The 22,523-nt window shown below is 69.8% G+C and carries 28 protein-coding genes; 26 read left to right on the top strand and 2 right to left on the bottom strand.

The features are described 5' to 3' along the window. The first annotated feature begins 4 nt into the window (after positions 1-4). The 5 genes from RWS82_RS12740 (at position 5) to RWS82_RS12720 (ending at position 3,993) form a co-directional block, all read left to right on the top strand. Positions 5-1,090, top strand: a complete 1,086-nt coding sequence (locus RWS82_RS12740) for a histidinol-phosphate transaminase (protein ID WP_314650723.1) — start codon at positions 5-7, stop codon at positions 1,088-1,090. Further along, on the top strand, positions 1,087-1,704 hold the full coding sequence (hisB, locus tag RWS82_RS12735) for an imidazoleglycerol-phosphate dehydratase HisB (protein WP_314650721.1): 618 nt from the start codon (positions 1,087-1,089) through the stop codon (positions 1,702-1,704). Before RWS82_RS12740 ends, hisB begins: the two co-directional genes overlap by 4 nt. Then, positions 1,701-2,336, top strand: a complete 636-nt coding sequence (hisH, locus tag RWS82_RS12730) for an imidazole glycerol phosphate synthase subunit HisH (protein ID WP_314650719.1) — start codon at positions 1,701-1,703, stop codon at positions 2,334-2,336. Before hisB ends, hisH begins: the two co-directional genes overlap by 4 nt. A gap of 99 nt (positions 2,337-2,435) precedes the next feature. Further along, on the top strand, positions 2,436-3,182 hold the full coding sequence (priA, locus tag RWS82_RS12725; protein ID WP_314650717.1) for a bifunctional 1-(5-phosphoribosyl)-5-((5-phosphoribosylamino)methylideneamino)imidazole-4-carboxamide isomerase/phosphoribosylanthranilate isomerase PriA: 747 nt from the start codon (positions 2,436-2,438) through the stop codon (positions 3,180-3,182). After that, on the top strand, positions 3,166-3,993 hold the full coding sequence (locus RWS82_RS12720; protein WP_314650715.1) for an SseB family protein: 828 nt from the start codon (positions 3,166-3,168) through the stop codon (positions 3,991-3,993). Before priA ends, RWS82_RS12720 begins: the two co-directional genes overlap by 17 nt. A gap of 146 nt (positions 3,994-4,139) precedes the next feature. Here RWS82_RS12720 and RWS82_RS12715 read toward each other — a convergent pair whose 3' ends face one another. Next, positions 4,140-4,538: a DUF1844 domain-containing protein gene (locus RWS82_RS12715; RefSeq protein WP_314650713.1), complete on the bottom strand. Its 399-nt coding sequence runs from the start codon at positions 4,536-4,538 to the stop codon at positions 4,140-4,142. A gap of 229 nt (positions 4,539-4,767) precedes the next feature. On the opposite strand from RWS82_RS12715, the gene infC reads away from it, so the two are divergent. From infC to RWS82_RS12615, 20 genes are all read left to right on the top strand, one after another. Beyond that, positions 4,768-5,418, top strand: coding sequence for a translation initiation factor IF-3 (infC, locus tag RWS82_RS12710; RefSeq protein WP_314651528.1), 651 nt, complete (start codon positions 4,768-4,770; stop codon positions 5,416-5,418). A gap of 71 nt (positions 5,419-5,489) precedes the next feature. Further along, positions 5,490-5,684 carry a 50S ribosomal protein L35 gene (gene rpmI, locus RWS82_RS12705; RefSeq protein WP_247625340.1) on the top strand — a complete coding sequence of 65 codons (195 nt, stop codon included), beginning with the start codon at positions 5,490-5,492 and terminating at the stop codon, positions 5,682-5,684. Positions 5,685-5,715: 31 nt separating this feature from the next. Beyond that, positions 5,716-6,102 carry a 50S ribosomal protein L20 gene (rplT, locus tag RWS82_RS12700; RefSeq protein ID WP_045252681.1) on the top strand — a complete coding sequence of 129 codons (387 nt, stop codon included), beginning with the start codon at positions 5,716-5,718 and terminating at the stop codon, positions 6,100-6,102. Positions 6,103-6,206: 104 nt separating this feature from the next. After that, entirely contained in the window at positions 6,207-7,019 is an 813-nt protein-coding gene (locus RWS82_RS12695) for an RNA methyltransferase (RefSeq protein WP_314650709.1), read from the top strand. Between the two features lie 98 nt (positions 7,020-7,117). Next, positions 7,118-7,789, top strand: a complete 672-nt coding sequence (locus RWS82_RS12690; protein ID WP_314650708.1) for a response regulator transcription factor — start codon at positions 7,118-7,120, stop codon at positions 7,787-7,789. Between the two features lie 3 nt (positions 7,790-7,792). Continuing rightward, positions 7,793-9,169, top strand: coding sequence for a HAMP domain-containing sensor histidine kinase (locus RWS82_RS12685; RefSeq protein ID WP_314650706.1), 1,377 nt, complete (start codon positions 7,793-7,795; stop codon positions 9,167-9,169). Between the two features lie 14 nt (positions 9,170-9,183). Next, positions 9,184-10,134 carry a TAXI family TRAP transporter solute-binding subunit gene (locus tag RWS82_RS12680; RefSeq protein WP_314650704.1) on the top strand — a complete coding sequence of 317 codons (951 nt, stop codon included), beginning with the start codon at positions 9,184-9,186 and terminating at the stop codon, positions 10,132-10,134. A 227-nt stretch (positions 10,135-10,361) separates the two neighbouring features. Next, the gene (locus RWS82_RS12675; RefSeq protein WP_314650702.1) at positions 10,362-11,105 is read left to right on the top strand and encodes an amino acid ABC transporter ATP-binding protein; all 744 of its coding nucleotides are present in this window, start codon (positions 10,362-10,364) and stop codon (positions 11,103-11,105) included. A gap of 43 nt (positions 11,106-11,148) precedes the next feature. Further along, positions 11,149-12,057, top strand: a complete 909-nt coding sequence (locus RWS82_RS12670) for a glutamate ABC transporter substrate-binding protein (RefSeq protein WP_314650700.1) — start codon at positions 11,149-11,151, stop codon at positions 12,055-12,057. Between the two features lie 69 nt (positions 12,058-12,126). After that, positions 12,127-12,783 carry an amino acid ABC transporter permease gene (locus tag RWS82_RS12665; protein ID WP_314650698.1) on the top strand — a complete coding sequence of 219 codons (657 nt, stop codon included), beginning with the start codon at positions 12,127-12,129 and terminating at the stop codon, positions 12,781-12,783. Beyond that, entirely contained in the window at positions 12,780-13,703 is a 924-nt protein-coding gene (locus tag RWS82_RS12660) for an amino acid ABC transporter permease (protein ID WP_314650697.1), read from the top strand. Before RWS82_RS12665 ends, RWS82_RS12660 begins: the two co-directional genes overlap by 4 nt. Positions 13,704-13,754: 51 nt before the next feature. Next, the gene (gene pheS / locus RWS82_RS12655; RefSeq protein ID WP_314650695.1) at positions 13,755-14,795 is read left to right on the top strand and encodes a phenylalanine--tRNA ligase subunit alpha; all 1,041 of its coding nucleotides are present in this window, start codon (positions 13,755-13,757) and stop codon (positions 14,793-14,795) included. Further along, positions 14,795-17,299: a phenylalanine--tRNA ligase subunit beta gene (pheT, locus tag RWS82_RS12650; protein WP_314650694.1), complete on the top strand. Its 2,505-nt coding sequence runs from the start codon at positions 14,795-14,797 to the stop codon at positions 17,297-17,299. Before pheS ends, pheT begins: the two co-directional genes overlap by 1 nt. A gap of 202 nt (positions 17,300-17,501) precedes the next feature. Next, positions 17,502-17,795 carry a WXG100 family type VII secretion target gene (locus RWS82_RS12645; RefSeq protein WP_314650692.1) on the top strand — a complete coding sequence of 98 codons (294 nt, stop codon included), beginning with the start codon at positions 17,502-17,504 and terminating at the stop codon, positions 17,793-17,795. An 87-nt stretch (positions 17,796-17,882) separates the two neighbouring features. Beyond that, positions 17,883-18,152, top strand: coding sequence for a hypothetical protein (locus RWS82_RS12640; RefSeq protein ID WP_314650690.1), 270 nt, complete (start codon positions 17,883-17,885; stop codon positions 18,150-18,152). Between the two features lie 9 nt (positions 18,153-18,161). After that, on the top strand, positions 18,162-18,329 hold the full coding sequence (locus RWS82_RS12635) for a hypothetical protein (protein WP_314650688.1): 168 nt from the start codon (positions 18,162-18,164) through the stop codon (positions 18,327-18,329). 16 nt (positions 18,330-18,345) lie between these two features. After that, positions 18,346-18,876: a hypothetical protein gene (locus tag RWS82_RS12630; protein ID WP_314650686.1), complete on the top strand. Its 531-nt coding sequence runs from the start codon at positions 18,346-18,348 to the stop codon at positions 18,874-18,876. Beyond that, positions 18,869-19,219, top strand: coding sequence for a hypothetical protein (locus tag RWS82_RS12625; protein ID WP_314650684.1), 351 nt, complete (start codon positions 18,869-18,871; stop codon positions 19,217-19,219). Before RWS82_RS12630 ends, RWS82_RS12625 begins: the two co-directional genes overlap by 8 nt. A gap of 119 nt (positions 19,220-19,338) precedes the next feature. Next, complete coding sequence (locus RWS82_RS12620) at positions 19,339-19,785, top strand: hypothetical protein (protein WP_314650682.1); 447 nt, start codon at positions 19,339-19,341, stop codon at positions 19,783-19,785. After that, a complete protein-coding gene (locus RWS82_RS12615) occupies positions 19,782-20,132 on the top strand; it encodes a hypothetical protein (protein WP_314650681.1) in 351 nt (116 codons plus the stop codon). Before RWS82_RS12620 ends, RWS82_RS12615 begins: the two co-directional genes overlap by 4 nt. 9 nt (positions 20,133-20,141) lie before the next feature. On the opposite strand, the gene RWS82_RS12610 is transcribed toward RWS82_RS12615, so the two are convergent. Beyond that, on the bottom strand, positions 20,142-21,284 hold the full coding sequence (locus RWS82_RS12610) for an AAA family ATPase (RefSeq protein ID WP_314650679.1): 1,143 nt from the start codon (positions 21,282-21,284) through the stop codon (positions 20,142-20,144). Positions 21,285-21,369: 85 nt separating this feature from the next. Between RWS82_RS12610 and RWS82_RS12605 the strand changes: the two genes are divergently transcribed. Then, positions 21,370-22,344, top strand: coding sequence for an NAD-dependent epimerase/dehydratase family protein (locus RWS82_RS12605; RefSeq protein ID WP_314650677.1), 975 nt, complete (start codon positions 21,370-21,372; stop codon positions 22,342-22,344). Positions 22,345-22,523: the final 179 nt, after the last annotated feature.

The following is a 22,523-nucleotide window of genomic DNA, read 5'->3' as shown; positions in this document are numbered from 1 at the left end:
AGGGGTGACTTCTTCACTCGACGACCTGCCGCTCCGCGACGATCTCCGAGGCCTCACCCCGTACGGGGCTCCGCAAGCGCCGCTCCCCATCGCCCTGAACGTCAACGAGAACACGCATCCGGTTCCCGACCAGGTGGCGAGCGACATCCTCGATGACATCGCCGTGGCTCTGCGCGACGTCAACCGTTATCCCGATCGCGAGTTCACCGCGCTTCGCGAGGGCTTCGCGGAGTACCTGGGGCACGGCCTCGAGGCCTCGCAGATCTGGGCGGGCAACGGATCCAACGAGGTCCTGCAGCACATCCTCCAGGCGTTCGCCGGTCCCGGACGCACGGTCTTCAGCTTCGCCCCGACGTACTCCATGTACCCGCTGCTCGCGCAGGGCACCGGTGCGCGGTGGGTGGCGGGTCGGCGTCAGCCCGACTACACGCTCACCCCCGACGAGGTCGTCGCCCAGATCGAGCAGGTCGACCCCGACGTCGTGCTGCTCTGCGCCCCCAACAATCCGACGGGCACGCCCCTCGGCCTCGACGTCGTCGAAGCGGTCTACGAGGCCACCCGCGGTGTGGTGGTCGTCGACGAGGCGTATCAGGAGTTCGCGCCGCACGACGCTCCGTCCGCGCTCACGCTTCTCGACGGACGTCCGCGTCTCGCGGTGTCGCGCACCATGAGCAAGGCGTTCGCCTTCGCGGGTGCGCGTGTCGGCTACCTCGCCGCCGACCCCGCGTTCATCGATGCTCTCCGTCTCGTGCGCCTGCCCTACCACCTCAGCGCACTCACGCAGGCGGCCGCCTCGGCCGCCCTCCGCAACGCCGACGTGATGCTCGGCATGGTCGACGAGATCGTCGGGCAGCGCGACCGCATCTCGGCGACGCTCGAGGCGCTCGGCTACACCCCCCACGAGTCATGGTCGAACTTCGTGCTCTTCGGAGGCGTGGCTGACCCGAAGCGCACGTGGCAGGAGTTGTACGACCGTGGCGTGCTGATCCGCGACGTCGGCATCCCCGGTCATCTGCGTGTCACGGCCGGCACCGAGGCCGAGACCACCGCGTTCCTCGACGCCCTGGCCTCGATAGGATCGGAGTCATGAGCACCCCCGCCTCGACCCCGCGCACCGCGCGCCGCGTGCGCAGCACGTCGGAGTCCACCGTCGAGATCGAGCTGAACCTCGACGGCACCGGAGAGAGCCGCATCGACACGTCTGTGCCGTTCTTCGACCACATGCTCACGGCCTTCGCCAAGCACTCGCTCACCGATCTCACGGTGCGGGCGTCGGGCGACACCGCCATCGACGCGCACCACACCGTCGAGGACATTTCGATCGTGCTGGGGCAGGCGATTCGAGAGGCGCTCGGCGACAAGGCCGGCATCTCGCGGTACGGCGACGCGCTCGTGCCGCTCGATGAGGCGCTGGCGCAGGCGGTCGTCGACATCTCGGGCCGCCCGTACCTCGTGCACGAGGGTGAGCCTGCCGGCTTCGAGCACCACCTGATCGGCGGCCACTTCACGGGTTCGCTCGTGCGCCACACGTTCGAGGCGATCGCATTCAACGCCGCCCTCACCGTGCACGTCCGGGTGCTGGGCGGGCGCGACCCGCACCACATCGCCGAGGCCGAGTACAAGGCGTTCGCCCGTGCCTTCCGTCAGGCCAAGGCCCTCGATCCGCTCGTGCAGGGCATCCCGTCGACGAAGGGCGCGCTGTGAGCCGCGCACCCCGCGTCGCGGTGTTCGACTACGAGTCGGGCAACGTGCACTCCGCCGTGAAGGCGCTCGTCGCCGCGGGGGCGGACGCGGTTCTCACTCGCGACCGTGCCGAAGCCATGGAGGCCGACGGACTCGTCGTACCCGGTGTGGGCGCATTCGCCGCGGTCCGCGACGCGCTGCGCGCGCACGGCGGCGACGAGATCATCGGTCGACGGCTCGCCGGAGGCCGCCCCGTGCTCGGCATCTGCGTGGGCATGCAGGTGCTCTTCGAGCACGGCGTCGAGCGAGGGCAGGATGCCGCGGGGCTGGGGGAGTGGCCGGGGGCCGTCACCGAGCTCAACGCGCCCGTGCTCCCGCACATGGGGTGGAACACCGTCGCGCCCGGCGGCGACAGCATCCTCTTCGACGGCATCGAAGACGAGCGCTTCTACTTCGTGCACTCCTACGCGGCGCAGAAGTGGGAGCTCGACGTCATCCCGCCGTTCCCGCAGCCCGTCCTCACCTGGACGACCTACGGCGACCCGTTCCTCGCCGCCGTCGAGAACGGACCGCTCTCGGCGACGCAGTTCCACCCCGAGAAGTCCGGCGAGGCGGGCATCCAGCTCCTCCGCAACTGGACCCGGAGCCTCTGAGGTCCCGGCGCGTCACGCGTTTTGGGGCGCGCGCCACCGCAGAGTACCCTCGATTCTCGTGCCCGTAACGGGTGCGGAACCCCCTCACCCAAGGACCCCATGAACGACTTCGCGCAGTCCCCCTCCCTCACCCTGCTCCCGGCGGTCGATGTCGCCGGCGGCAAGGCCGTGCGCCTCACGCAGGGCGAGGCCGGCACCGAGACCAGCTACGGCGACCCGGTCGACGCGGCAGGGGAGTGGGTGTCGCAGGGCGCGCAGTGGATCCACCTCGTCGACCTCGACGCGGCGTTCGGCCGTGGCACGAACGCCCCGATCCTGCGCAAGGTGATCAAGCAGTTCCGCGGCGTCTCGATCGAGCTCTCCGGCGGCATCCGCGACGATGCCACGCTCGAGGCCGCTCTCGAGAGCGGGGCCACGCGCATCAACCTCGGCACGGCCGCGCTCGAGAACCCCGAGTGGGCCGCCGACGTCATCAGCCGCTTCGGCGAGGCGATCGCCGTCGGACTCGACGTGCGGGGAACGACCCTCGCGGCCCGCGGTTGGACGAAGGAGGGCGGCGACCTCTGGGAGGTGCTCGATCGCCTGGAGGATGCCGGATGCAGCCGTTACGTCGTGACCGACGTGACGAAGGACGGCACGCTGCGCGGCCCGAACCTCGAGCTGCTGCGCGAGGTCACCGCCCGCACTCCCAAGCCGGTGGTCGCCTCCGGCGGGATCTCGAGCCTCGATGACATCGCCGCGCTCCGTGAGCTCGTGCCGCTCGGCGTCGAGGGTGCGATCGTGGGCAAGGCCCTGTACGCCGGTGCGTTCACGCTGGCCGAGGCGCTGGATGTCGCCGGCGACTGACGACACGGGCGCCGCGAGCGGCCGTCACGAGCACGGCCCCGGTGACCACGGGTCTCCCGCATCGGGCGATTCCGCGGGCGTGCCCTGGGCGGGCCGCAGCTTCGAGGCGAACCCGCACGCCGCCGACGACGGCACGGCCGACCCCGCCCTGCTCGCCGCCCTGCAGCGCTTCCGCGCCGGCGAGGGCTCGCAGGCCGAGGTCGTCGACGCCTTCCGGCACGCCCGAGTGCTCATCCCGCTGATCGCGGAGAAGGGCGAGGAGGGCGTCGCGCCGAGCGGGCTGGCGGTGGACAAGACGCAGGAGCTCTCGATCGTCACGGTCGCGGCGCCGGACGGACGACGCGTGCAACCGGTGTTCTCGTCGGTCGACACCATGCGCCTCTGGGATCCGCTCGCGCGGCCCATCCCCGTCGAGGCGCTGCGCGCCGCCCTCGCGGCCTCCGCCGAAGACACCGACCTCATCGTGCTCGACCCGACGGCCGAGACCGAGTTCGTCATCCGCCGCCCGGCCGTGTGGGCGGTCGCCCAGGGGCTGCCGTGGGAGCCGAGCTTCCTCTCGCCGGAGGTGTTCGCGGCTCTGCAGGAGAGCGTGGCGCACGAGCTGGCGGTGATCGACGTGTCGGTCGCCCCCGGTGATCCCGACGCCCGCCTGCGGGGACCGGAACTGGTCGTCGTGCTCGAACTGGTCGACGGTCTCGAGCGCGAGGTGCTCGACGCCGTGCTGGCGCGGCTCGCGCAGCGCTGGGCATCCGACGACCGCATCGCCGTGCTCGCCGACTCTCTCACCGTGAAGCTCCGCCGCAGCGCCTGAGACTGCCGCAGCTACTCTCTTGAGGTCGAACGGTCGACCGGCTAGCGTGGCGATGCCGCCGCGAGTGAGCATCGGGAGGGGCCCGCGAAGCGGGAGGGTCCCCGCTCTGCGAACGAAGGCGGCGTCGCCACGCTCGCGCGAAGGAGCTAGTTGACCGGCCCCGTCCACTTCTCGCCCGGTCCCTTGCCGATCGGGTCGGGGATGACGGAGGCCTCGCGGAAGGCCAGCTGGAGCGAACGCAGGCCGTCGCGCAGCGAGCGCGCGTGCATGTCGCTGATCTCGGGGGCGCCCGCGGTGATGAGACCGGCGAGGGCGTTGATGAGCTTGCGGGCCTCGTCGAGGTCGAGCTGCGCCGCGGCGTCCGGCTCGTCGGCGAGACCGAGTTTGACGGCGGCGGCGCTCATGAGGTGCACCGCGGCGGTGGTGATGACCTCGACGGCCGGCACATCGGCGATGTCGCGGACGGCCGACGATGCGGCCTCCTCCTGTCGTGCCCAACGCTCCTCGCGCTCGTGGTCCGCCGCGTGGGATTCCTGGTTCGTCACTTCGCCTTGCCTTCTGTTAGACTGTGTCGGGCTCCGGAGCGTCATGCTCCGGTACGAAAGAGGATTCACTTCCCACCCGCGCTTGCCGTTCCAGGCTACCGGGTCTTGCACTCCACCGGATCCGTTCCAGAAACGGACCGGTTGTCAGGGTGCGGAGCCGGCATCTGGACGCCGGCGGGTGGGACGACTCCGAATTCGCTCGGGATGCTGACAGCATCCCGGTGGCCGAATCCCCACGTCTAAGGAGTTCCGCATCAGCGATCCCCGCACCAATGAGCGCATCCGCGTCCCCGAGGTCCGCCTCGTCGGCCCCGCGGGTGAGCAGATCGGCGTCGTCCGCATCGAGGCGGCGCTGCGCCTTGCGCAGGAGGCCGACCTCGACCTCGTCGAGGTCGCCCCCAACTCGAAGCCGCCCGTGGTCAAGATCATGGACTACGGCAAGTTCAAGTACGAGGCTGCCCAGAAGGACAAGGAAGCGCGCCGCAACCAGGCGAACACCGTCCTCAAGGAGGTCCGCTTCCGTCTGAAGATCGAGGCGCACGACTACACGACCAAGCTCAAGCGCGCCGAGGGCTTCCTCAAGGCGGGCGACAAGGTCAAGGCGATGATCCTCTTCCGCGGTCGCGAGCAGTCGCGCCCGGAGCAGGGTGTGCGTCTGCTGCGCAAGTTCGCCGAGGACGTCGCCGAGCTCGGAACGGTCGAGTCGAACCCGACCATCGACGGCCGCAACATGGTGATGGTCGTCGCTCCGCTCAAGAGCAAGTCCGAGGCCAAGCAGGAGCAGAACGCCGCTCGCGACGCGCAGCGCGCCGCGAACAAGCAGGCCGCCCGCGAAGCCAAGGGCGACACCGAGGCTCCGGCCCCGGCCGCCGCGGAGTGATCCGCCCCACAGACTCCCGCACTGCGGGTTGACACCGTCGCCTGAGAAGGCGCCATACGAAGGAAGAGAAGATGCCGAAGCAGAAGACCCACTCGGGTGCGAAGAAGCGCTTCAAGATCACCGGCAGCGGAAAGCTGAAGAAGCAGCAGGCCGGCATGCGCCACAACCTCGAGCACAAGTCGAGCCGCCGCACCCGCCGCCTCAACCAGGACCAGGTTCTGTCGAAGGCAGACGCCAAGGTCGCGAACAAGCTTCTCGGTCGCTGACGCGCCGACGCACGAATAGGAACACAGGAAAATGGCAAGAGTCAAGCGGGCGGTCAACGCCCACAAGAAGCGTCGGGTCATCCTCGAGCGCGCCTCCGGCTACCGCGGTCAGCGTTCGCGCCTCTACCGCAAGGCCAAGGAACAGGTCATCCACTCCCTGGTCTACTCGTACCGGGACCGTCGCAAGCGCAAGGGTGACTTCCGTCGTCTGTGGATCCAGCGCATCAACGCTGCGGCCCGTCAGAACGGCATCACGTACAACCGCTTCATCCAGGGCCTCGGCCTGGCCGGCGTGACGGTCGACCGTCGCATGCTCGCCGACCTCGCGGTCAACGACGCGGCGACGTTCACGACGCTCGTCGAGACGGCCAAGAAGGCTCTGCCTTCCGACGTCAACGCGCCGAAGTCGGCCGCGTAAGCAGCTGCACACCACGATGGGCGTCCTCCTCCGGGAGGGCGCCCATCGTCGTTCCCGGCGCTGTCGTCGCCGGGAACGTGCCGTCTCCTCCTACACTGAGAGACGTGCTGGAGAACCCCCGTTCCCCCCGAGTCCGTGCCGTCGCCAAGCTGACGAAGCGCAGCGCGCGCACCGAGACCGGGCTGTTCCTCCTCGAGGGCCCTCAGGCCGTGCGAGAGGCGTTGACGTACCGCCCCGAGGCCATCGCCGAGATCTTCGCGACGCCGGCGGGGTGGGAGAAGCATCCCGACATCCGGGCGAAGGCGGCGGATGCCGACATCGCCGTCGAACACGTCACCGAGTACGTGCTCAACGCCATGGCCGACACGGTGACGCCCCAGGGGCTGGTCGCCGTCGTGCAGCAGACGCCGAGCTCGGTGCGCGATGTGTTTGCCGGCTCGCCCCGTCTCGTCGCGATCTGCCACGAGGTTCGCGATCCGGGCAACCTGGGCACGATCATCCGCGCGGCCGACGCGTCGGGAGCGGATGCCGTCGTGCTCACCGGCCACACGGTCGACCCGTACAACCCGAAGGTCGTGCGCGCGACGACCGGCTCGCTGTTCCACCTGCCCGTGTCGGTCGGCGGTGAGCTGCCCGATGTGCTGGCCCGCGCGGGGGAGGCCGGGCTGCGGGTGCTCGCGGCAGACGTGAAGGGCGACGACCTGCTCGCCGCCCGGGCCGGCGGCGTGCTGGCGGAGCCCACGGCCTGGCTGTTCGGCAACGAGGCTCGCGGACTCGAAGACGACGCCCTCGAGCTCGCCGATCGGGTGCTGCGTCTGCCCATCTTCGGCCGGGCCGAGTCGCTCAACCTCGCGACCGCGGCGAGCGTCTGCCTGTACGAGAGCGCATTCGCGCAGCGGGCCGCCGCCCAGGGCTGACGACGCGCAGCCACCTACGCCTCCCGGCCGGGGGCGCGGCTCCTCGGCTGGTAGTTTTGCACCCTGCCGGTCATCGGCGACCGAGAGAGAGGACCGGGATGCGCATCCTGATCGTGGAGGACGACGACCGCGTCGCCGCGGCGCTCGATGCGTTCCTCGCCCGGTCCGGGTACGCGACGGTCCGCGCCTCCGACGGCGTCGAGGCGATGCAGATGCTCGGGGCCGACACCGAGGTGGTGCTGCTCGACCTCGGCCTGCCCGACGTCGACGGCATCGACCTCTGCCGGCGCATCCGCGGGCGCTCCGAGGTGCCGATCGTGATCGTGACCGCGCGCAGCCAGGTCGCGGAGCGCATCAAGGGGCTGCGCGCCGGAGCCGACGACTTCGTCGTGAAGCCGTACGACGTGCACGAGCTGCTGGCGCGCATCGAGGCCGTGACGCGCCGGAACCGTCCGGTGCGCCCCGAGTCGGACGGACTCGTGACGATCCAGGCGGGTGCCGTCGAGATCGACCTCGTGACCCGGCAGGTGCGCATCGAGGGTTCGGTCGTCGAGCTGACGCCGAAGGAGTTCGACATCGTCGCCGTGCTGGCCCGGTATCCGGGAGTGGCCGTGCCGAAAGACCGTCTCATCCGCGAGGTGTGGAACACCGACTGGCGCGGGTTCGCGCACTCGCTGGAAGTGCACGTGGGCGCCATCCGCAAGAAGACCGGCACCCACCGCATCATCGACACGGTCCGCGGAGTCGGCTACCGGCTCGTGGGTTCGTGAGCCATGCGCACGCGTCTCGTCGTCGTGTTCCTCGTGCCGCTCGTCGCCATCCTGCTCTCCCTCGGCGGTGCGGCCGGATGGAGCGCGTCGCGCAGCATCCAGCAGGCGGTGTTCACGCAGCAGCTCGGTGACCTCGGATACTTCGTGACGAGCGCGAGGCAGGCCCTGCGCACCGACACACGGGCCGTCGTCGAGGGGGAGGTGCGGCGCTTCTCCGATGTCTACGGCATCGACGTCGCGGTCTTCGACCTCGCGGGGTCGGTGTGGGCGTCCGGCGGGGGAGACGAGCGCGTGCTCACCGACGGCGAGGCCGAACAGCTGCGACTGGCTCTGTCCGGGCGGCGCGCCGAGGCCCCGGAGGCCGTGTTCCCGTGGGAGTTCTCGGAGACCACCATGGTCGAGCCGGTCTTCGACGACGGCGACGTGATCGGCGCGGTGATGATCTCGACACCGGTGGATGCCCCGCGCACCGCGATCCTGCAGCAGCTCCTGATCCTCGGGGCGGTGGGTGTGGTGTCGGTGGCCCTGGGCGTGCTCCTCGTCGTGCGGCTCGCGGGGTGGGTGCTGGCTCCCGTGCGGCGACTCGACGAGGCGATGGCCGCGATCGAGCGCGGCGAGATGGACGCGCGGGTGGTCGATGACACCGGCCCGCCGGAGCTGCGCCGCGTGACGCGGGTGTTCAACGGGATGGCCGGGGAGATCGAGCGCGTGCTCGCCCGCCAGCAGGAGTTCGCGCTCAACGCCTCGCACGAGCTGCGGAATCCGCTCAACGCCCTCCTGCTGCGCGTCGAGCATCTCGCGACCGGGCTCGATGACGACTGGCGCGATGATGTGGAGGAGACGCGTGAAGAGGGGCGTCGCATGACCCGCATCCTCGAGACGCTGCTCGGGTTGGCGCGCGGTGGCCGCGCCGACTCGCTGCTCGCCGCCGTCGACCTGTCGACCCTGGTCGAACGGCGGGTGGATGCCTGGCGCGAGGTGGCGGGCCCGCGCGGCATCTCGTTCCATCGCTCCGGCCCGGCGGGGGTGATGTGCGTGACGGATCGCACCATCGTCGAGAGCGCCCTCGACGCCGTGATCGACAACGCGGTGAAATTCTCCCCGTCCGGCGGGGTCATCGAGCTGTCCGTGGAGGAGGACGGCGAGGTGCGGCGCCTCGGCGTGCGCGACCACGGCCCGGGTCTCTCGCCCGACGAGGTGGCCTCCGCGACCGAGAGGTTCTGGCGCAGTTCGGCGACCGACGAGACGCCGGGTTCCGGACTGGGCCTCGCCATCGCGACCGACCTGCTGGAATCCGTCGGGGGAGAGCTGCGGGTGTCGAGTCCGGCGGACGGCGGACTCCGTGTCACGCTCAGCGTGCGGAACGGGGTGTTCGAGTGACGGTGCGGAGGCGGATGCGGGGGCTGACCGCGGCGGTCATGGCGCTGCTCATGGTCGTCGCCGTGAGCGGATGCGCTCCCCGCGCGTCGGAGTGGGGCGACGTTCCCGCGGTCATCGCGGGCGGCAGCGCCACCGGGGTCTACTACGACTACGGCAGCCGTCTGGCCGATGAGCTGTCGGATGCGCTCGATGTCGACGCGTCTGTGGAGGAGACCGAGGGCTCGGTCGACAACCTGCGTCGTGTCGCCGACGGCGAGGCGCTGCTCGGCTTCGCCCAGGGCGATGCCGCGGCCGACGCGGTGGCCGGTCGCGGCGCGTTCCCCGAGCCGCTGGACATCCGTGCCGCCGCGCGGCTGTACGACGAATACGTGCACGTCGTCGTGCGGCAGGATGCCGAGATCGCGGGCATCGACGACCTCGCCGGGAGGGTGGTGTCGCTGGGGGCGGTCGGCTCGGGCGTGAACGTGATCGCGACCCGCATCCTTACCGCGGCCGATGTCGACCCCGACGCGGTGGGCAACCCGCAGCTCGACCTGCGCGAATCGATCGATGCCCTGCAGCACGGCGAGATCGACGGGTTCTTCTGGGTCGGAGGTCTGCCGACCCCCGGTATCGAGGACCTCTCGACCGAGGTGCCGCTGCGCCTCCTGCCGATCGAGCAGGAGTGGGTCAACGCGGTGAACGCGGAGTACTCCGACGCGTACCGCTCGTCGGACTTCCCCGCGGGGGTCTACGGCCTCGACTCCTCGGTGCCCACCATGGCGGTGCCCAACTACCTCGTCGTCGCTGCGGATGCTCCGGATGCGGTCGTGCGCGACGTCCTGGAGGTGCTGTTCGAGGCGCGCACCCGGATGGCGGCGGAGCTCCCGGTCGCCGCGCTGCTCGGTCGGCGGCAGGCCATCTTCACCGAGCCGGTCGAGCTGCATCCCGGCGCCGTCGAGTACTACCGTGACGAGCGCGGCTGAGGGCCGCGCGGCGGCGCATCCGACCGCCCCGGTAACACCCGTGTTACGACCCTCAAGAAATCCTCAAGAAGTCTGACACCGCTGGGGCGCTCTGGGATCGTGAGGTCGTCGCGCACGATTCGACGACGAACAATGATGCCCGTGGGGACGGGTGGCGCGCATACTGAACCCACCGGGGACGAACCCCGATCGAGCATTGCCGACGACCTGGCGAGTTTGGAGAGAACATGACCGGTCAGCCCCTTGTCGTGGTCGAGAACGTGCAGAAGCACTATGGAGACTTCCAGGCCCTCACCGACATCGACCTCGCGGTCAACGCCGGCGAGGTCGTGGTGGTGATCGGCCCGTCCGGGTCGGGCAAGTCCACTCTGTGCCGCACCATCAACCGCCTCGAGACGATCACCAGCGGCAGCATCCGCATCGACGGCAAGGAGCTGCCCGCCGAGGGTCGCGGCCTCGCGACGCTGCGCGCCGACGTCGGGATGGTCTTCCAGTCGTTCAACCTGTTCGCCCACCTCACGATCCTCGAGAACGTGACGCTCGGGCCGATCAAGGTGCGCGGTCTCAAGAAGGCCGACGCCGAGCGCGAAGCGATGGAACTGCTCGAGCGCGTCGGCGTGGCGAAGCAGGCGTCGAAGCTCCCCGCGCAGCTCTCCGGCGGCCAGCAGCAGCGCGTCGCCATCGCGCGGGCCCTCGCGATGCACCCGAAGGTGATGCTCTTCGACGAGCCCACCAGCGCCCTCGACCCCGAGATGATCAACGAGGTCCTCGACGTGATGGTGGAGCTCGCCCAGGAGGGCATGACGATGATCGTCGTCACGCACGAGATGGGCTTCGCCCGCAAGGCGGCCGACCGGGTGGTGTTCATGGCCGACGGGCGGATCGTCGAGGAGGCCACGCCCGAGGAGTTCTTCACCCACCCCAAGAGCGATCGTGCGAAGGACTTCCTCTCGAAGCTCCTGACCCACTGATCATCCACAGACCCGCACCACACAGCACATCAAGGAGATGCACATGCGACGCACACGCACACTGGCAGGGATCGGGATCGCGGCGGCCGCGCTGCTCGCGCTGACCGCCTGCAACAGCGGCACCCCGTCGAACCCCGGCGGCGACGCCGGCGGTGACGAGGGCGAGGACAGCACCTGGTTCGAGGTCGCCTCCGACGTCACCGTCGACGACAGCCCCACGTTCGAGCGCATCACCGACCGCGACAAGGTCGTCGTCGGTGTCAAGGAGGACCAGCCCGGTCTCGGCTACCTCGACGTCACGTCGGGCGAGCGCACCGGCTTCGACGTCGACATCGCGCGCTGGATCGCCGCGTCGCTCGGCTACGACGAGGACAAGATCGAGTTCAAGCCGATCGCCTCCGCCAACCGCGAGCAGGCGATCGTGAACGGCGACATCGACTACTACGTCGGCACCTACTCGATCAACGACAAGCGCAAGGAGCAGATCGACTTCGCCGGCCCGTACTTCATCACCGGCCAGGGCCTGCTCGTCGCGGCCGACGCCGACGAGGCCGACAAGCTCGAGGACTTCAACGGCAAGACCGTCTGCTCGGCGACCGGCTCGACGCCGATCCAGAACATCAAGGCGAACTTCCCCGACATCAAGACCCAGGAGTACGACCTGTACTCCGCCTGCGTGCAGGACCTGATCGACGGCAAGGTCGACGCGGTCACCACCGACCAGGCCATTCTGATCGGCTACGCGGCGCAGTACCCGGAGGACGTGAAGGTCACCGGCGGGCTCTTCACCGAGGAGCGCTACGGCGTGGGCCTCGAGAAGGGCGATGACGCACTGCGTGCGCACATCAACGACCTCTTCACCGAGAACCCCGACATCTGGCAGGCGATCTTCGACAAGAACCTCGGTTCGAGTGGCATCGAGGTCGAGCAGCCCGAGGTCGACGCGTACTGATCTGATCCCGTCATGGGCGGCCTCCGACGAGGGGGCCGCCCATGACCTCCGGAAGAAGGGGAGGGTGGCGTGGACGTCATCTTCGGCAATCTCGACCTGTGGGGACAGGCGATCGGCAACACGCTGCTCGTCTTCGCCATCGGCGGGATCATCGCCCTCGTGCTGGGCATCATCGTGGGCGCCATGCGCGTCTCGCCCATCCCGATCGCGCGCGGTGTGGGCACCGCATACGTCAACATCGTGCGCAACACCCCGCTCACGCTCGTCTTCTTCTTCTTCGTGTTCGGGTACCCGCAGCTCGGCCTCCCCGAGCTGTCGAACCTCACCCTCGGCATCCTCGCCATCGGCATCTACACGGCGACCTACGTCGCCGAGGTGCTGCGCGCCGGCATCAACACGGTGCCGGTGGGGCAGGCCGAGGCGGCCCGCGCGATCGGGCTGCCGTTCGGCCAGGTCATGACCCTCGTGGTCCTCCCGCAGGCCTTCCGCTCGGTCGTCCCGCCGATGATGAGCGTGTTCATCGCGCTGCTGAAGAACACCACCGTCGCCGCAGGCTTCTCGGTCGCCGAACTCGCCGCGCTGCGGTCGACGGTCAACGACTCGGCCGACCGGCCGGGCAACCCGATGGAGGTGCTGCTCTGGGTGGCAGTCGTCTTCGTCGTCCTCGTGCTGCTGATGAGCGCCGTGCAGCGCCATCTCGAGAACCGATGGAGGATCGCGCGATGACTTCCGTGCTCTACGACGTCCCCGGTCCCCGGGCGATCGCCCGCAACCGCATCCTCGCCGTCGTCACCATCCTCGTGGTGCTCGCCGCCATCGGCTTCATCGTCTTCCGCATGGTCGAGACCGGGCAGTTCTCGGCCGAGAAGTGGTACGTCTTCACCTTCGCGAACGTGTGGATGGGCATCGTCAAGGCCCTCGGAAACACCCTCGCGGCGTTCGCCCTCGCCGCCGTGCTGAGCCTGGTGCTCGGTTTCGTGCTGGCGATCGGCCGCCTGTCCGATCACGCCTGGGTGCGGGTGCCCGTCACGGTCGTCACCGAGCTCTTCCGAGCCGTCCCGGTGCTGGTGTTCATGATGCTGCTGTACTACGGCCTGCCCGTCGTCGGCGTGAAGATGGAGCCCTACTGGGCCGTCGTCATCGCCCTCATGGCCTACAACGGCTCCGTGCTCGCCGAGGTCATCCGCGCCGGTGTCGAGTCCCTGCCCAAGGGCCAGAAGGAGGCCGGCTACGCGATCGGTCTGCGCAAGAGCGGAGTCATGCGGCTCATCCTCCTGCCGCAGGCCATCCGCGCGATGCTGCCGGTCGTCGTCGCTCAGCTGGTGGTCACCATGAAAGACACGGCGCTCGGGTTCATCATCACGTACCCCGAGCTGCTATACTACGCCAAGCAGCTGACGTCGCAGCAGGGGCGCCCGATCCTGCAGTCGGCCTTCGTCATCGGCGGCATCTACATCGTGCTGTGCCTCATCCTCGCGGGCATCGCGAAGTGGGTCGAGGTGCGCACGCGTCGCTCGACCAAGGTGCGCGGCATCGATGCTGCCGTGGGCCCCGACCCGCGCACGCACGAGGACGGCACGAACACCGAGCTCATCGCCCTGCAGCGCGGGGTGGGCAAGTACGACGGCACCAGCACCGGCGGGTGAGCGGGGGCGGGGGTCCGCTCCCGCCACCTCGCGCCGGTAGACTCGATTCTCGTGTCCGAGACTCCAGAAATCACCCCGGAAGCGGTCGAGCAGGCCGTCGCCGCCGCACTCGCGGCGATCGCCGCAGCCGCCGACACGGCCGAGCTGAAGGCAGCCCGAGCCGCGCACGTCGCGGACGGCTCGCCGCTCGCCGTTCTCAACGCCTCGATGCGTCAGGTCGCGCCGGCCGACAAGGCCGCGTTCGGCAAGCTCATCGGCCAGGGCCGTGGGCGGGTCACTCAGGCGCTGGCCGCCAAGGAGGCCGAGCTCGAGGCCGCCGAGGTCGCCGCCCGTCTCGAGGCCGAGCGCGTCGACATCACCGCCGTGCCGTCGCGCGCGCGGGTGGGCGCCCGGCATCCGCTCTCGCTCCTGCAGGATCAGGTCTGCGACATCTTCGTCGGCATGGGATGGGAGATCGCGGAGGGGCCCGAGCTCGAGCACGAGTGGTTCAACTTCGACGCCCTCAACTTCGACGTCGACCACCCCGCTCGCCAGGAGCAGGACACGTTCTACGTCGACCCCACCTCCCGCCATCTGGTGATGCGCACGCACACGAGCCCCGTGCAGGTGCGTTCGATGCTCGACCGCGAGCTCCCGATCTACGTGCTGTGTCCCGGACGCGTCTACCGCACCGACGAGTTCGACGCGACGCACCTGCCCGTCTTCACGCAGTTCGAGGGTCTCGTCATCGACAAGGGCATCACGATGGCGCACCTCAAGGGCACCCTCGACCACTTCGCCAAGCAGCTCTTCGGGCCCGAGGCGAAGACACGGTTCCGCACGAACTACTTCCCCTTCACCGAGCCCTCCGCCGAGCTCGACCTCTGGCACCCGACCTTCAGGGGCGGCGCGCGCTGGATCGAGTGGGGTGGGTGCGGCATGGTCAACCCCAACGTGCTGCGCGCCGCGGGGATCGACCCCGAGGTCTACAGCGGGTTCGCGTTCGGTATGGGGATCGAGCGCGGGCTGATGTTCCGCAGCGATGTGCAGGACATGCGCGACATGGCCGAGGGCGATGTCCGTTTCAGCGAGCAGTACGGGATGGTGGTGTGATGCGCGTCCCGCTTTCGTGGTTGCGTGAGTTCGTCGATGTGGCAGCGGATGCCACGCCCGAGGATGTCCTCGCGGCGCTGGTGACCGTCGGCTTCGAGGAGGAGGACGTCCACCGCTTCGAGATCACCGGGCCGGTGGTCGTCGGACAGGTCGTGTCGCTCGAGCCCGAGCCGCAGTCGAACGGCAAGACCATCAACTGGTGCCAGGTCGACGTCGGTGAGGCGAACGGCGGCGTGCGCGGCATCGTGTGCGGCGCGCACAACTTCGTCGCCGGCGACAAGGTCGTCGTGACGCTGCCGGGAGCCGTGCTGCCCGGGCCGTTCCCGATCGCCGCCCGCAAGACCTACGGTCACGTCTCCGACGGCATGATCGCCTCGGCGCGCGAGCTCGGCCTCGGCGACGAGCACGACGGCATCCTCGTGCTGAGCGCCCTCGGCATCGACGCTCCCGTCGGCACCGACGCCATCGCGCTGCTCGGGCTCGATGACGTCGCGGTCGACATCAACGTCACCCCCGACCGCGGCTATGCGTTCTCGGTGCGCGGTGTCGCCCGCGAGTACTCGCACGCCACGGGGGCAGCGTTCCGCGACCCCGCCGACCGTGACTTCGCCGACCTCCAGCCCGGCAGCGGTCGCACGACGATCGTCGACGACCGTGCACCCGTGCGCGGACGCGTCGGGGCGAGCGAGTTCGTGACCCGTGTCGTGCGCGACGTCGATCCCTCGCGGCCGACCCCGCCCTGGATGGTCGCGCGCCTCTCGCTCGCGGGCATGCGCTCGCTCGGCGTGCTCATCGACATCACGAACTACGTCATGCTCGAGCTCGGTCAGCCGCTGCACGGCTACGACCTCGACCGGTTGACCGGCGGCATCACCGTGCGCCGAGCCGAGCCGGGCGAGAAGCTCACGACCCTCGACGGGCAGGAGCGCACGCTCGACGGCGAAGACCTGCTCATCACCGACGAGTCGGGCCCCATCGGCCTCGCCGGGGTCATGGGCGGCGGGACCACCGAGATGAGCGGGGCCACCCGCAATGTGCTCATCGAGGCCGCGACGTTCGACCCGACGACGATCGCCCGCACCGCGCGCCGCCACAAGCTGCCCAGCGAGGCATCCAAGCGCTTCGAACGCGGCGTCGACCCGCTCGTGCCGTTCGTGGCCGCGCGGCGCGCGGCCGACCTCATGGTCGACCTCGCCGGCGGCACGCTCACCGACGAAGGCGGGGCGCTGTTCGCCGAGGTGTTCGTGGCCGACATCGAGCTCCCGACCGGGTTCGTCGAGGGACTCATCGGAGTCGACTACTCGACCGACGAGATCGTCGGCGCGCTCGAGACGATCGGTGCCGAGGTCGAGGAATCCGACGCGGGCTGGAACGTCATCCCGCCCACCTGGCGGCCCGACCTCACCGACAAGTGGACGCTGGCCGAGGAGGTCGCGCGCATCCACGGGCTCGACCGCATCCCGTCCGTTCTGCCCACGCCCCCCTCCGGCCGCGGGCTCACCGCGCACCAGCAGGGTCGTCGCCGGGTGGCCGATGCCCTCGCCGCCGCCGGATTCGTCGAGACGCCCGCGTTCCCGTTCACGACCCAGGCGCAGAACGATCTGCACGGCTCGCCGTCGGGGGAGGCTCTGCCGAGCATCCGTCTGGCGAACCCGCTCGACGGCCAGGTGCCGTTCCTTCGCCGCTCGCTGATCCCCGGGCTGCTGCAGACCGCTCACCGCAACATCGCTCGCGGCCTCACCGACCTCTTGATCTTCGAGACCGGATCGGTGTTCCTCCCCGTCGAGGGCGAGACCTATGGCACCGACGACGTGCCCCCGCTCGGCGAGCGCCCCTCCGACGAGACGCTGGCCGCGTTGAACGCGTCGATCCCGCCGCAGAACCGCCATGTGGCGGCGCTGCTCACCGGCAACGTTACGCCGCGACAGCCCGGGCGAGCGGCCGAGGCAGCCGACCTGTCGGCCGCGCTCGACGCCGTGCGCGTGATCGGGGTGGCCGCGGGCGTCGAGATCGACGTCGTGCAGACCCGGCGCGCGGCGCTGCACCCCGGCCGTGCGGGAGAGCTGCGTGTCGGCGACACCGTCGTCGGGTACGTCGGCGAACTGCATCCGTCGGTGTCGGCCGACGCCGACCTGCCGGGACGCGCGATCGTGTTCGAACTCGATCTCGACCTCGTCCTCGCGCTCGCGGGGGACCGGATCGTCGCGGCGTCGCTGTCGACCTTCCCGGCCGCGACGCAGGACGTGTCTGTGACGCTCGACGCGGAGGTTCCCGCCGCCGACGTGCGGGCGGCCCTCGCCGAGGGCGCCGGTGCGCTCCTGGAGTCGGTGCGGCTGGTCGACGACTACCGCGGAGAGGGCGTGCCCGAGGGGGCGAAGAGCCTCACCTTCGCGCTGCGTTTCCGTGCGGACGACCGCACGCTCACGGCTGCGGAGGCGACCGAGGCGAAGCTCGCCGGCGTTGCAGTCGCCGCGGAGCGGTTCGGAGCCGCGCTCCGCGACTGAGGTCGGTCACCACATCGCTCGAAGGGGCGTCGCGCGTCCTGCGCGGCGCCCCTTCTCGTTGCCCGGCTGCCGCTCCGGTACGCGCCTGGCGCTTCTGCTCCGAAGTTATCCACATGCCCTCTTTGCGTCGACAGGCAGTGCATTAGTGTCTTCGAATGAGGGCGCGAGAATGGCTCGCACCCACGTTCGGAGGGTGGTCCTGATGGCCAACATGAAGCTCAGCTACGACGAGATGGATGCTTCCGCGAAGGACCTGGATGCGGGGCGTGAGGAGATCACGCAGAAGCTGCAGAGCATGCAGGTGAAGATCCAGGGGCTGGTTGCGTCGGGGTTCGTGACGGATCAGGCGTCGGGCAAGTTCAACGACGCGTACTCGCGGTACACGACCAGTGCGAACTCGGTGATCGCGCAGCTGACGGAGATCTCGGCGTTCATCTCGGGCACGGCGAACGCCGGTCGCGAGTTCGACGCGCAGATCGCCTCGAAGATCAACTGATCCGATTCGGCTCGTGACACGAGCGGGCCCGGCGGTGCGGTCGAACCTGCACCCCGGACCCGCCCGCCACGGAGGGAGCGAGAACCGATGAAGGTCGATTACGGAACGCTGGAGACAGCGGCCTCGGCACTGAACACTGCGGCGTCGGTCGTGTCGTCGGAGAGCAGCGTGCCGACGGATCTGGGCTCGGGTGCAACAGGGCCGGATGGCGCTCACAGCGGGGGAGTGACCGAGCGCGGGACGACGGCGACCGCGATGCGAGACCTCATGGTCGCGCAGAGCAAAGCGTGCACCGAACTCATCGCGCTGTTCCGACTGTTCGACGCGCAGATCGCGTCGCAGATCCCGGAGGGGTGAGGGGGAGACATGACGGCAGGAGATGCCGCACTGGCCGGTGACGCCGGCGACGTGCGAGACGTGGGGTCGGACCTTCGGGGGCGGATGTTCGGCACCGACGTCGGCGCCAAGCTCTACGAGGCGATCGCCGGCTTCGGTCAACAGTCCGGTAACGCGGTCAGCATCGACCGCCGCTGACGTTGGAGGAAGTCGAATGAGTTCCCGTGGTCAGCGGGCGAGCCTCGCCACGACGTGGGCTGTTCTGGCCTCGATGGGCTTGTCGGGGTGTGCATTGAGCGCGGAAGAAAGGATCACCGTGCAGGAAGAGCAGTTGGCGTCGTTCATCGATCGAGCGGATGCGTGGGGTGCGGACATCGTCGCGCAGATCCCAGAGGACGAGATCGAACTGCTGTCGGATGTGGCCGGAGGGTCGCGGGGAGCGAACGGATACGAGCAGTGGCCGCGTTACTACTACTTCGACCAGATTGTCGTCCTGCATCCGAACGGTCCGCGTTCGCCTACGCAGGTCGCCGATGACCTGGAGCCGTGGCTCGAGGAACAGGGGTGGGAGCGGTCGACCGAAGGCGAATTCCCGCCGGGCGAGGAGAGCTTCGAGAGGGACTACTTCCGAGATGGCTATCACCTGGCCCTAGAGATCTACACCGTCGAACCGCCCCAGGCTCAGTCGCTGCAGATCGTGATCGTGACACCGACCACCGATCCCGGACGGAGCTTCGATGAGTGAGCATACGGACATCGAATCCGGCCGAGGAGAGGACGGTCCGAGCATTGGACGGGTCGTGGCCTTCGTCGTCTGCGCGATCGTCCCGGTGGTGGTCGCGGTGCCGATGACCATCCTCGGACGATTCCTCGGCTACGCGGGTCTGGTCACGACACAGTCGGACGCCGTCTTCGTGCTGTTCCTTTCGATCGCCTCGGGTGGCCCGAGCGTGCTCGCGCTCGTGTCGATCGTCTGGGGTGCCCAGCGGCTCATCAGCGAACGCGCGGCGCCCTTCGCGATACCGCTGCTCGGCGCGCTGGCGATGCCCGTCCTGTATTTCGTCTGCGCCATGGTCCTCGCGTCATGAGCCAGCGGGATGCTCGCGCTCGCAATTGCCGCGTACGACATCGCGCAGGCAATGCCAGGCGGCGACTCTCCGTTCTCTCGGCGTTGACCGTCGGGACGGCCGTCCTGTCCGGGTGCGGAATGAGCGCGGATGAGCGCATCGCCGTGCAGGAGGAGCAGCTGGCGTCGTTCATCGAGCAGGCGGATGCCTGGGGTAAGCAGATCACTAGTCAGGTGGCGGACGAAGAGGTCGACCTGGTGTCAGATGCGGGCGGGAGCCGGGGTGCCCAGGAGTATGCGCAGTGGCCGCGCTACTACTACTTCGCTCGTACCGTCGTGCTTCGGCCCGATGGGCTACGCACACCGACGCAGGTGGCGGACGATCTTGAGCCTTGGCTCGAGAAGCAGGGGTGGGAGCGCAACGAGGGGCAGGAATTTCCGGCGTACGGGGACAGCTTCGAGCGCTACTACTCTCGCGGAGAGTACGGACTCACGTTGCAGGTGTATACAGAGCCGCCCCCGGCGGGCGCAGTCCATCGACATCACGATCGTGACGCCGACGACCGACCCCGGACGGAGCTTCGATGAGTGAGCCGACGACGTCCGTTCGCTCCCGCGGGGAGCGCACCCGCGACATCCTCGGTTTCCTGTTCTTCGCAGCCTGCGCGCTGGTACCGGTGGTGGTGGCCATGCACATGACGGTGCTCGGCCGCTTCCTCAGCTACGGAGGGCTCACCACGTCGCAACCCGATGCCGTGTTCTTCGCGCTCCTCGCGACGGCTATCCACGGCCCGACCCTCATCGCGATGGGGTCCATCGTGGGGGGAGTGCAGCGCTACCTCGCCGGGCGCCGCGGGGCCTTCGCCGTCCCCCTGCTGGGCGCGGCGTCCATTCCCGTTCTGTACGGCATCTGCGGCGCGCTGATCGCCGCGTGAGCGTCGGTCCTAGCGCGACGGCCAGTGCCAGCTCGGTCGTTCCAACGGCAGCTGGTCGCGCACGCGCGTGCCGAAACCCTCCGACTCGAGTTCCACGACCTCGCCACCGGCGCGCGCGAGGGCGGCGCGCAGGCTCGCCGAGTGCGTGACGACGATCACCTGGGTCTGGGTCGCCGCTTCGGCGAGCAGTGCTCCGAGCGGCGCGATGAGGCTCTCATGCAGGCTGGCCTCCGGCTCGTTCAGGACGAGCAGCGGGGGCGGATCGGCGGGAAGCAGCGCCGCCGTGAGCAGAAGGAAGCGCAGGGTGCCGTCGGAGAGCTCGGAGGCGTCGAGCGGGCGAAGCAGCCCCGGCTGCTGCATCTGCACTCGGAACGACCCGTCCGCCGCCGACACGTGCACGCGCGACCCGGGGAACGCGCGATCGACGGCCCCGTCCAACGGTGCACCCCTTCCGGCCTCCGTCGTCGTGGCCCAGACCGCCGCGAGGTCATGGCCGTCGTCGCTGAGCCAGCGCGTCCGCGTACCGATCTGCGGCAGACGCGCCGGCGCCTCCGCATCCGTGCGGAAGTGGTCGTAGAAGCGCCACGACGCGATGCGGTGGCGCAACGACACCGTCTCCCACAGCGCTGAGCCTTCGGCGAGGTCCAACAGCACGCTCTGCCCCGGACCCATGGCCTGCGTCGACGATTCCCACCCGTCGTCTCCGCGCACGCGCACCCCTCCGCGCTGACGATCGATGATGAGGGTGCCCGGGCGGGCGAAGGGACCGGTGAAGACCTGTTCGCGCTTGATCTCGGGGTCGCGCGAGAACAGGCTGCGCTGGTCGGTTTGCGGCAGACCGAGATCGATGATGTACCCCAGCTCGTCGGAGGCGACGCCCAGCCGAACCGAGACCGGCCGCGTCCGCACCGTGCCCTGAGCCCCCGCTCCCTGGGGCGTCTCCGGGCCCGCCCACAGCACGCTGTCGAGCCCGCCCTCCCGAGCGATCGCCGACACCGCGCGACCATGTCCGGTCTCGGCGAGCAGTCGCAGCGCCCGATACAGGTTCGACTTGCCCGTGCCGTTCGCGCCCGTGATCACAGTGAGCGGATGCAGCGGCACCACCACGTCGACGAGGGAACGGTATCCGGCGACGGCGAGGGTGGTGAGCATGCGGCCCATCGTGCCAGAGGCATCCGACACGATGCCCTGAGCGAACGCGCTTCCCGCTGACGGCCGATGCTGCTGTCATGGACGGATGGCCCGCATGCTCATCCTCGGCGGCACCGGCTGGTTGTCGCGCCGCGTCGCCCACCACGCCCTCGCCGACGGGTGGGAGGTCACGTGCCTCGCCCGAGGTACCCGTCCCGCCCCCGACGGCGCCGTGCTGGTCGAGGCGGATCGCGACGATCCCGACGCCTACGCCGACCTGACGGGTGCATGGGACCACGTGGTCGACGTCTCCTCTCACGCCACCCCGGTCGCCGCGGCGGTCGAGGCTCTGGGCGACCGGGCGGCGCGATGGACGTATGTGTCGTCGGCCTCCGTCTACGCCGATGACGCGACCCGCGGTGCCGACGAATCTGCTGCCCGGCATCCGGCCGCCGCCCCCGGCGACGCCTACGACTACGGTGCCCAGAAGGTGGCTGCCGAGGATTCTGTGATCGCCACGGTCGGCGACAAGGCCCTCATCGTGCGGCCGGGGCTGATCGGCGGCCCCGGTGACCCGAGCGACCGCTTCGGCTACTGGCCCGCCGCCTTCGCCCGCGCCGCGACCGGCGACGTGCTGACGCCGAGCCTGACCGGTCGCGATGCGCAGGTGATCGACGTCGACGATCTCGCGGCGTACATCGTGCGATCCTCGGCCACCGGGCCCGTCACGGCTGTCGGCCACCCGCACGCGCTCGCCGACGTGCTCGACGAGGCACGTCGCGCCGCCGGCCACTCGGGCCGCCTCGTCGAAGCCTCGGACGACGCGTTGCGCGCGTCAGGTGTGGAGTACTGGGCGGGGGAGAGGTCGCTCCCGCTCTGGCTGCCCGACGACATGCCCGGCTTCATGAGCCGTTCGAACGCGCGGTACCTCGCCACGGGCGGAACCCTCCGACCGCTGGTCGAGACGATCGCCCGCACCCTGGCCGACGAGCGCGCCCGGGGCCTCGACCGACCGCGTCGCGCCGGTCTCTCCCGCCGCGACGAGGAGGCGATCCTCGCGGCGCTCGCCGCAGGGATGTGACGTGAGGGATTTGCGGATGCTCCGCGCCCCGCGCTATCGTCGCGACATGCCTTCGGCCGCATCCGCCTTCTCGACGCTCGCTCCGAGCGTCGTTCCGGTGCGCCGACGCCGTCGCGACCGCCGACGTTAGGCGACCCCGCGCTCCTGCCTGCCGATGACGGCTTCCGGCGGTCGAGCAC

Source organism: uncultured Microbacterium sp., from assembly GCF_963528945.1.
In the GTDB taxonomy this organism is placed as follows: Bacteria; Actinomycetota; Actinomycetes; order Actinomycetales; family Microbacteriaceae; genus Microbacterium.
Note: the sequence above shows the minus strand (reverse complement) of the source record. Positions and strands in the feature narration are given on the sequence as shown.

Excerpts from the sequence above, each read along its gene's own strand:
- RWS82_RS12720 (WP_314650715.1), top strand. The coding sequence starts at position 3,166 with ATGTCGCCGGCGACTGACGACACGGGCGCCGCGAGCGGCCGTCACGAG.
- RWS82_RS12620 (WP_314650682.1), top strand. The coding sequence starts at position 19,339 with ATGAGCGCGGATGAGCGCATCGCCGTGCAGGAGGAGCAGCTGGCGTCG.
- RWS82_RS12625 (WP_314650684.1), top strand. The coding sequence starts at position 18,869 with ATGAGTGAGCATACGGACATCGAATCCGGCCGAGGAGAGGACGGTCCG.
- RWS82_RS12640 (WP_314650690.1), top strand. The coding sequence starts at position 17,883 with ATGAAGGTCGATTACGGAACGCTGGAGACAGCGGCCTCGGCACTGAAC.
- RWS82_RS12610 (WP_314650679.1), bottom strand. The coding sequence starts at position 21,284 with ATGCTCACCACCCTCGCCGTCGCCGGATACCGTTCCCTCGTCGACGTG.
- RWS82_RS12680 (WP_314650704.1), top strand. The coding sequence starts at position 9,184 with ATGCGGGGGCTGACCGCGGCGGTCATGGCGCTGCTCATGGTCGTCGCC.
- RWS82_RS12605 (WP_314650677.1), top strand. The coding sequence starts at position 21,370 with ATGGCCCGCATGCTCATCCTCGGCGGCACCGGCTGGTTGTCGCGCCGC.
- RWS82_RS12685 (WP_314650706.1), top strand. The coding sequence starts at position 7,793 with ATGCGCACGCGTCTCGTCGTCGTGTTCCTCGTGCCGCTCGTCGCCATC.
- RWS82_RS12635 (WP_314650688.1), top strand. The coding sequence starts at position 18,162 with ATGACGGCAGGAGATGCCGCACTGGCCGGTGACGCCGGCGACGTGCGA.
- rplT (WP_045252681.1), top strand. The coding sequence starts at position 5,716 with ATGGCAAGAGTCAAGCGGGCGGTCAACGCCCACAAGAAGCGTCGGGTC.
- hisB (WP_314650721.1), top strand. The coding sequence starts at position 1,087 with ATGAGCACCCCCGCCTCGACCCCGCGCACCGCGCGCCGCGTGCGCAGC.
- RWS82_RS12630 (WP_314650686.1), top strand. The coding sequence starts at position 18,346 with ATGAGTTCCCGTGGTCAGCGGGCGAGCCTCGCCACGACGTGGGCTGTT.
- RWS82_RS12690 (WP_314650708.1), top strand. The coding sequence starts at position 7,118 with ATGCGCATCCTGATCGTGGAGGACGACGACCGCGTCGCCGCGGCGCTC.
- pheT (WP_314650694.1), top strand. The coding sequence starts at position 14,795 with ATGCGCGTCCCGCTTTCGTGGTTGCGTGAGTTCGTCGATGTGGCAGCG.
- RWS82_RS12615 (WP_314650681.1), top strand. The coding sequence starts at position 19,782 with ATGAGTGAGCCGACGACGTCCGTTCGCTCCCGCGGGGAGCGCACCCGC.
- priA (WP_314650717.1), top strand. The coding sequence starts at position 2,436 with ATGAACGACTTCGCGCAGTCCCCCTCCCTCACCCTGCTCCCGGCGGTC.
- RWS82_RS12675 (WP_314650702.1), top strand. The coding sequence starts at position 10,362 with ATGACCGGTCAGCCCCTTGTCGTGGTCGAGAACGTGCAGAAGCACTAT.
- RWS82_RS12645 (WP_314650692.1), top strand. The coding sequence starts at position 17,502 with ATGGCCAACATGAAGCTCAGCTACGACGAGATGGATGCTTCCGCGAAG.
- RWS82_RS12660 (WP_314650697.1), top strand. The coding sequence starts at position 12,780 with ATGACTTCCGTGCTCTACGACGTCCCCGGTCCCCGGGCGATCGCCCGC.
- RWS82_RS12670 (WP_314650700.1), top strand. The coding sequence starts at position 11,149 with ATGCGACGCACACGCACACTGGCAGGGATCGGGATCGCGGCGGCCGCG.
- rpmI (WP_247625340.1), top strand. The coding sequence starts at position 5,490 with ATGCCGAAGCAGAAGACCCACTCGGGTGCGAAGAAGCGCTTCAAGATC.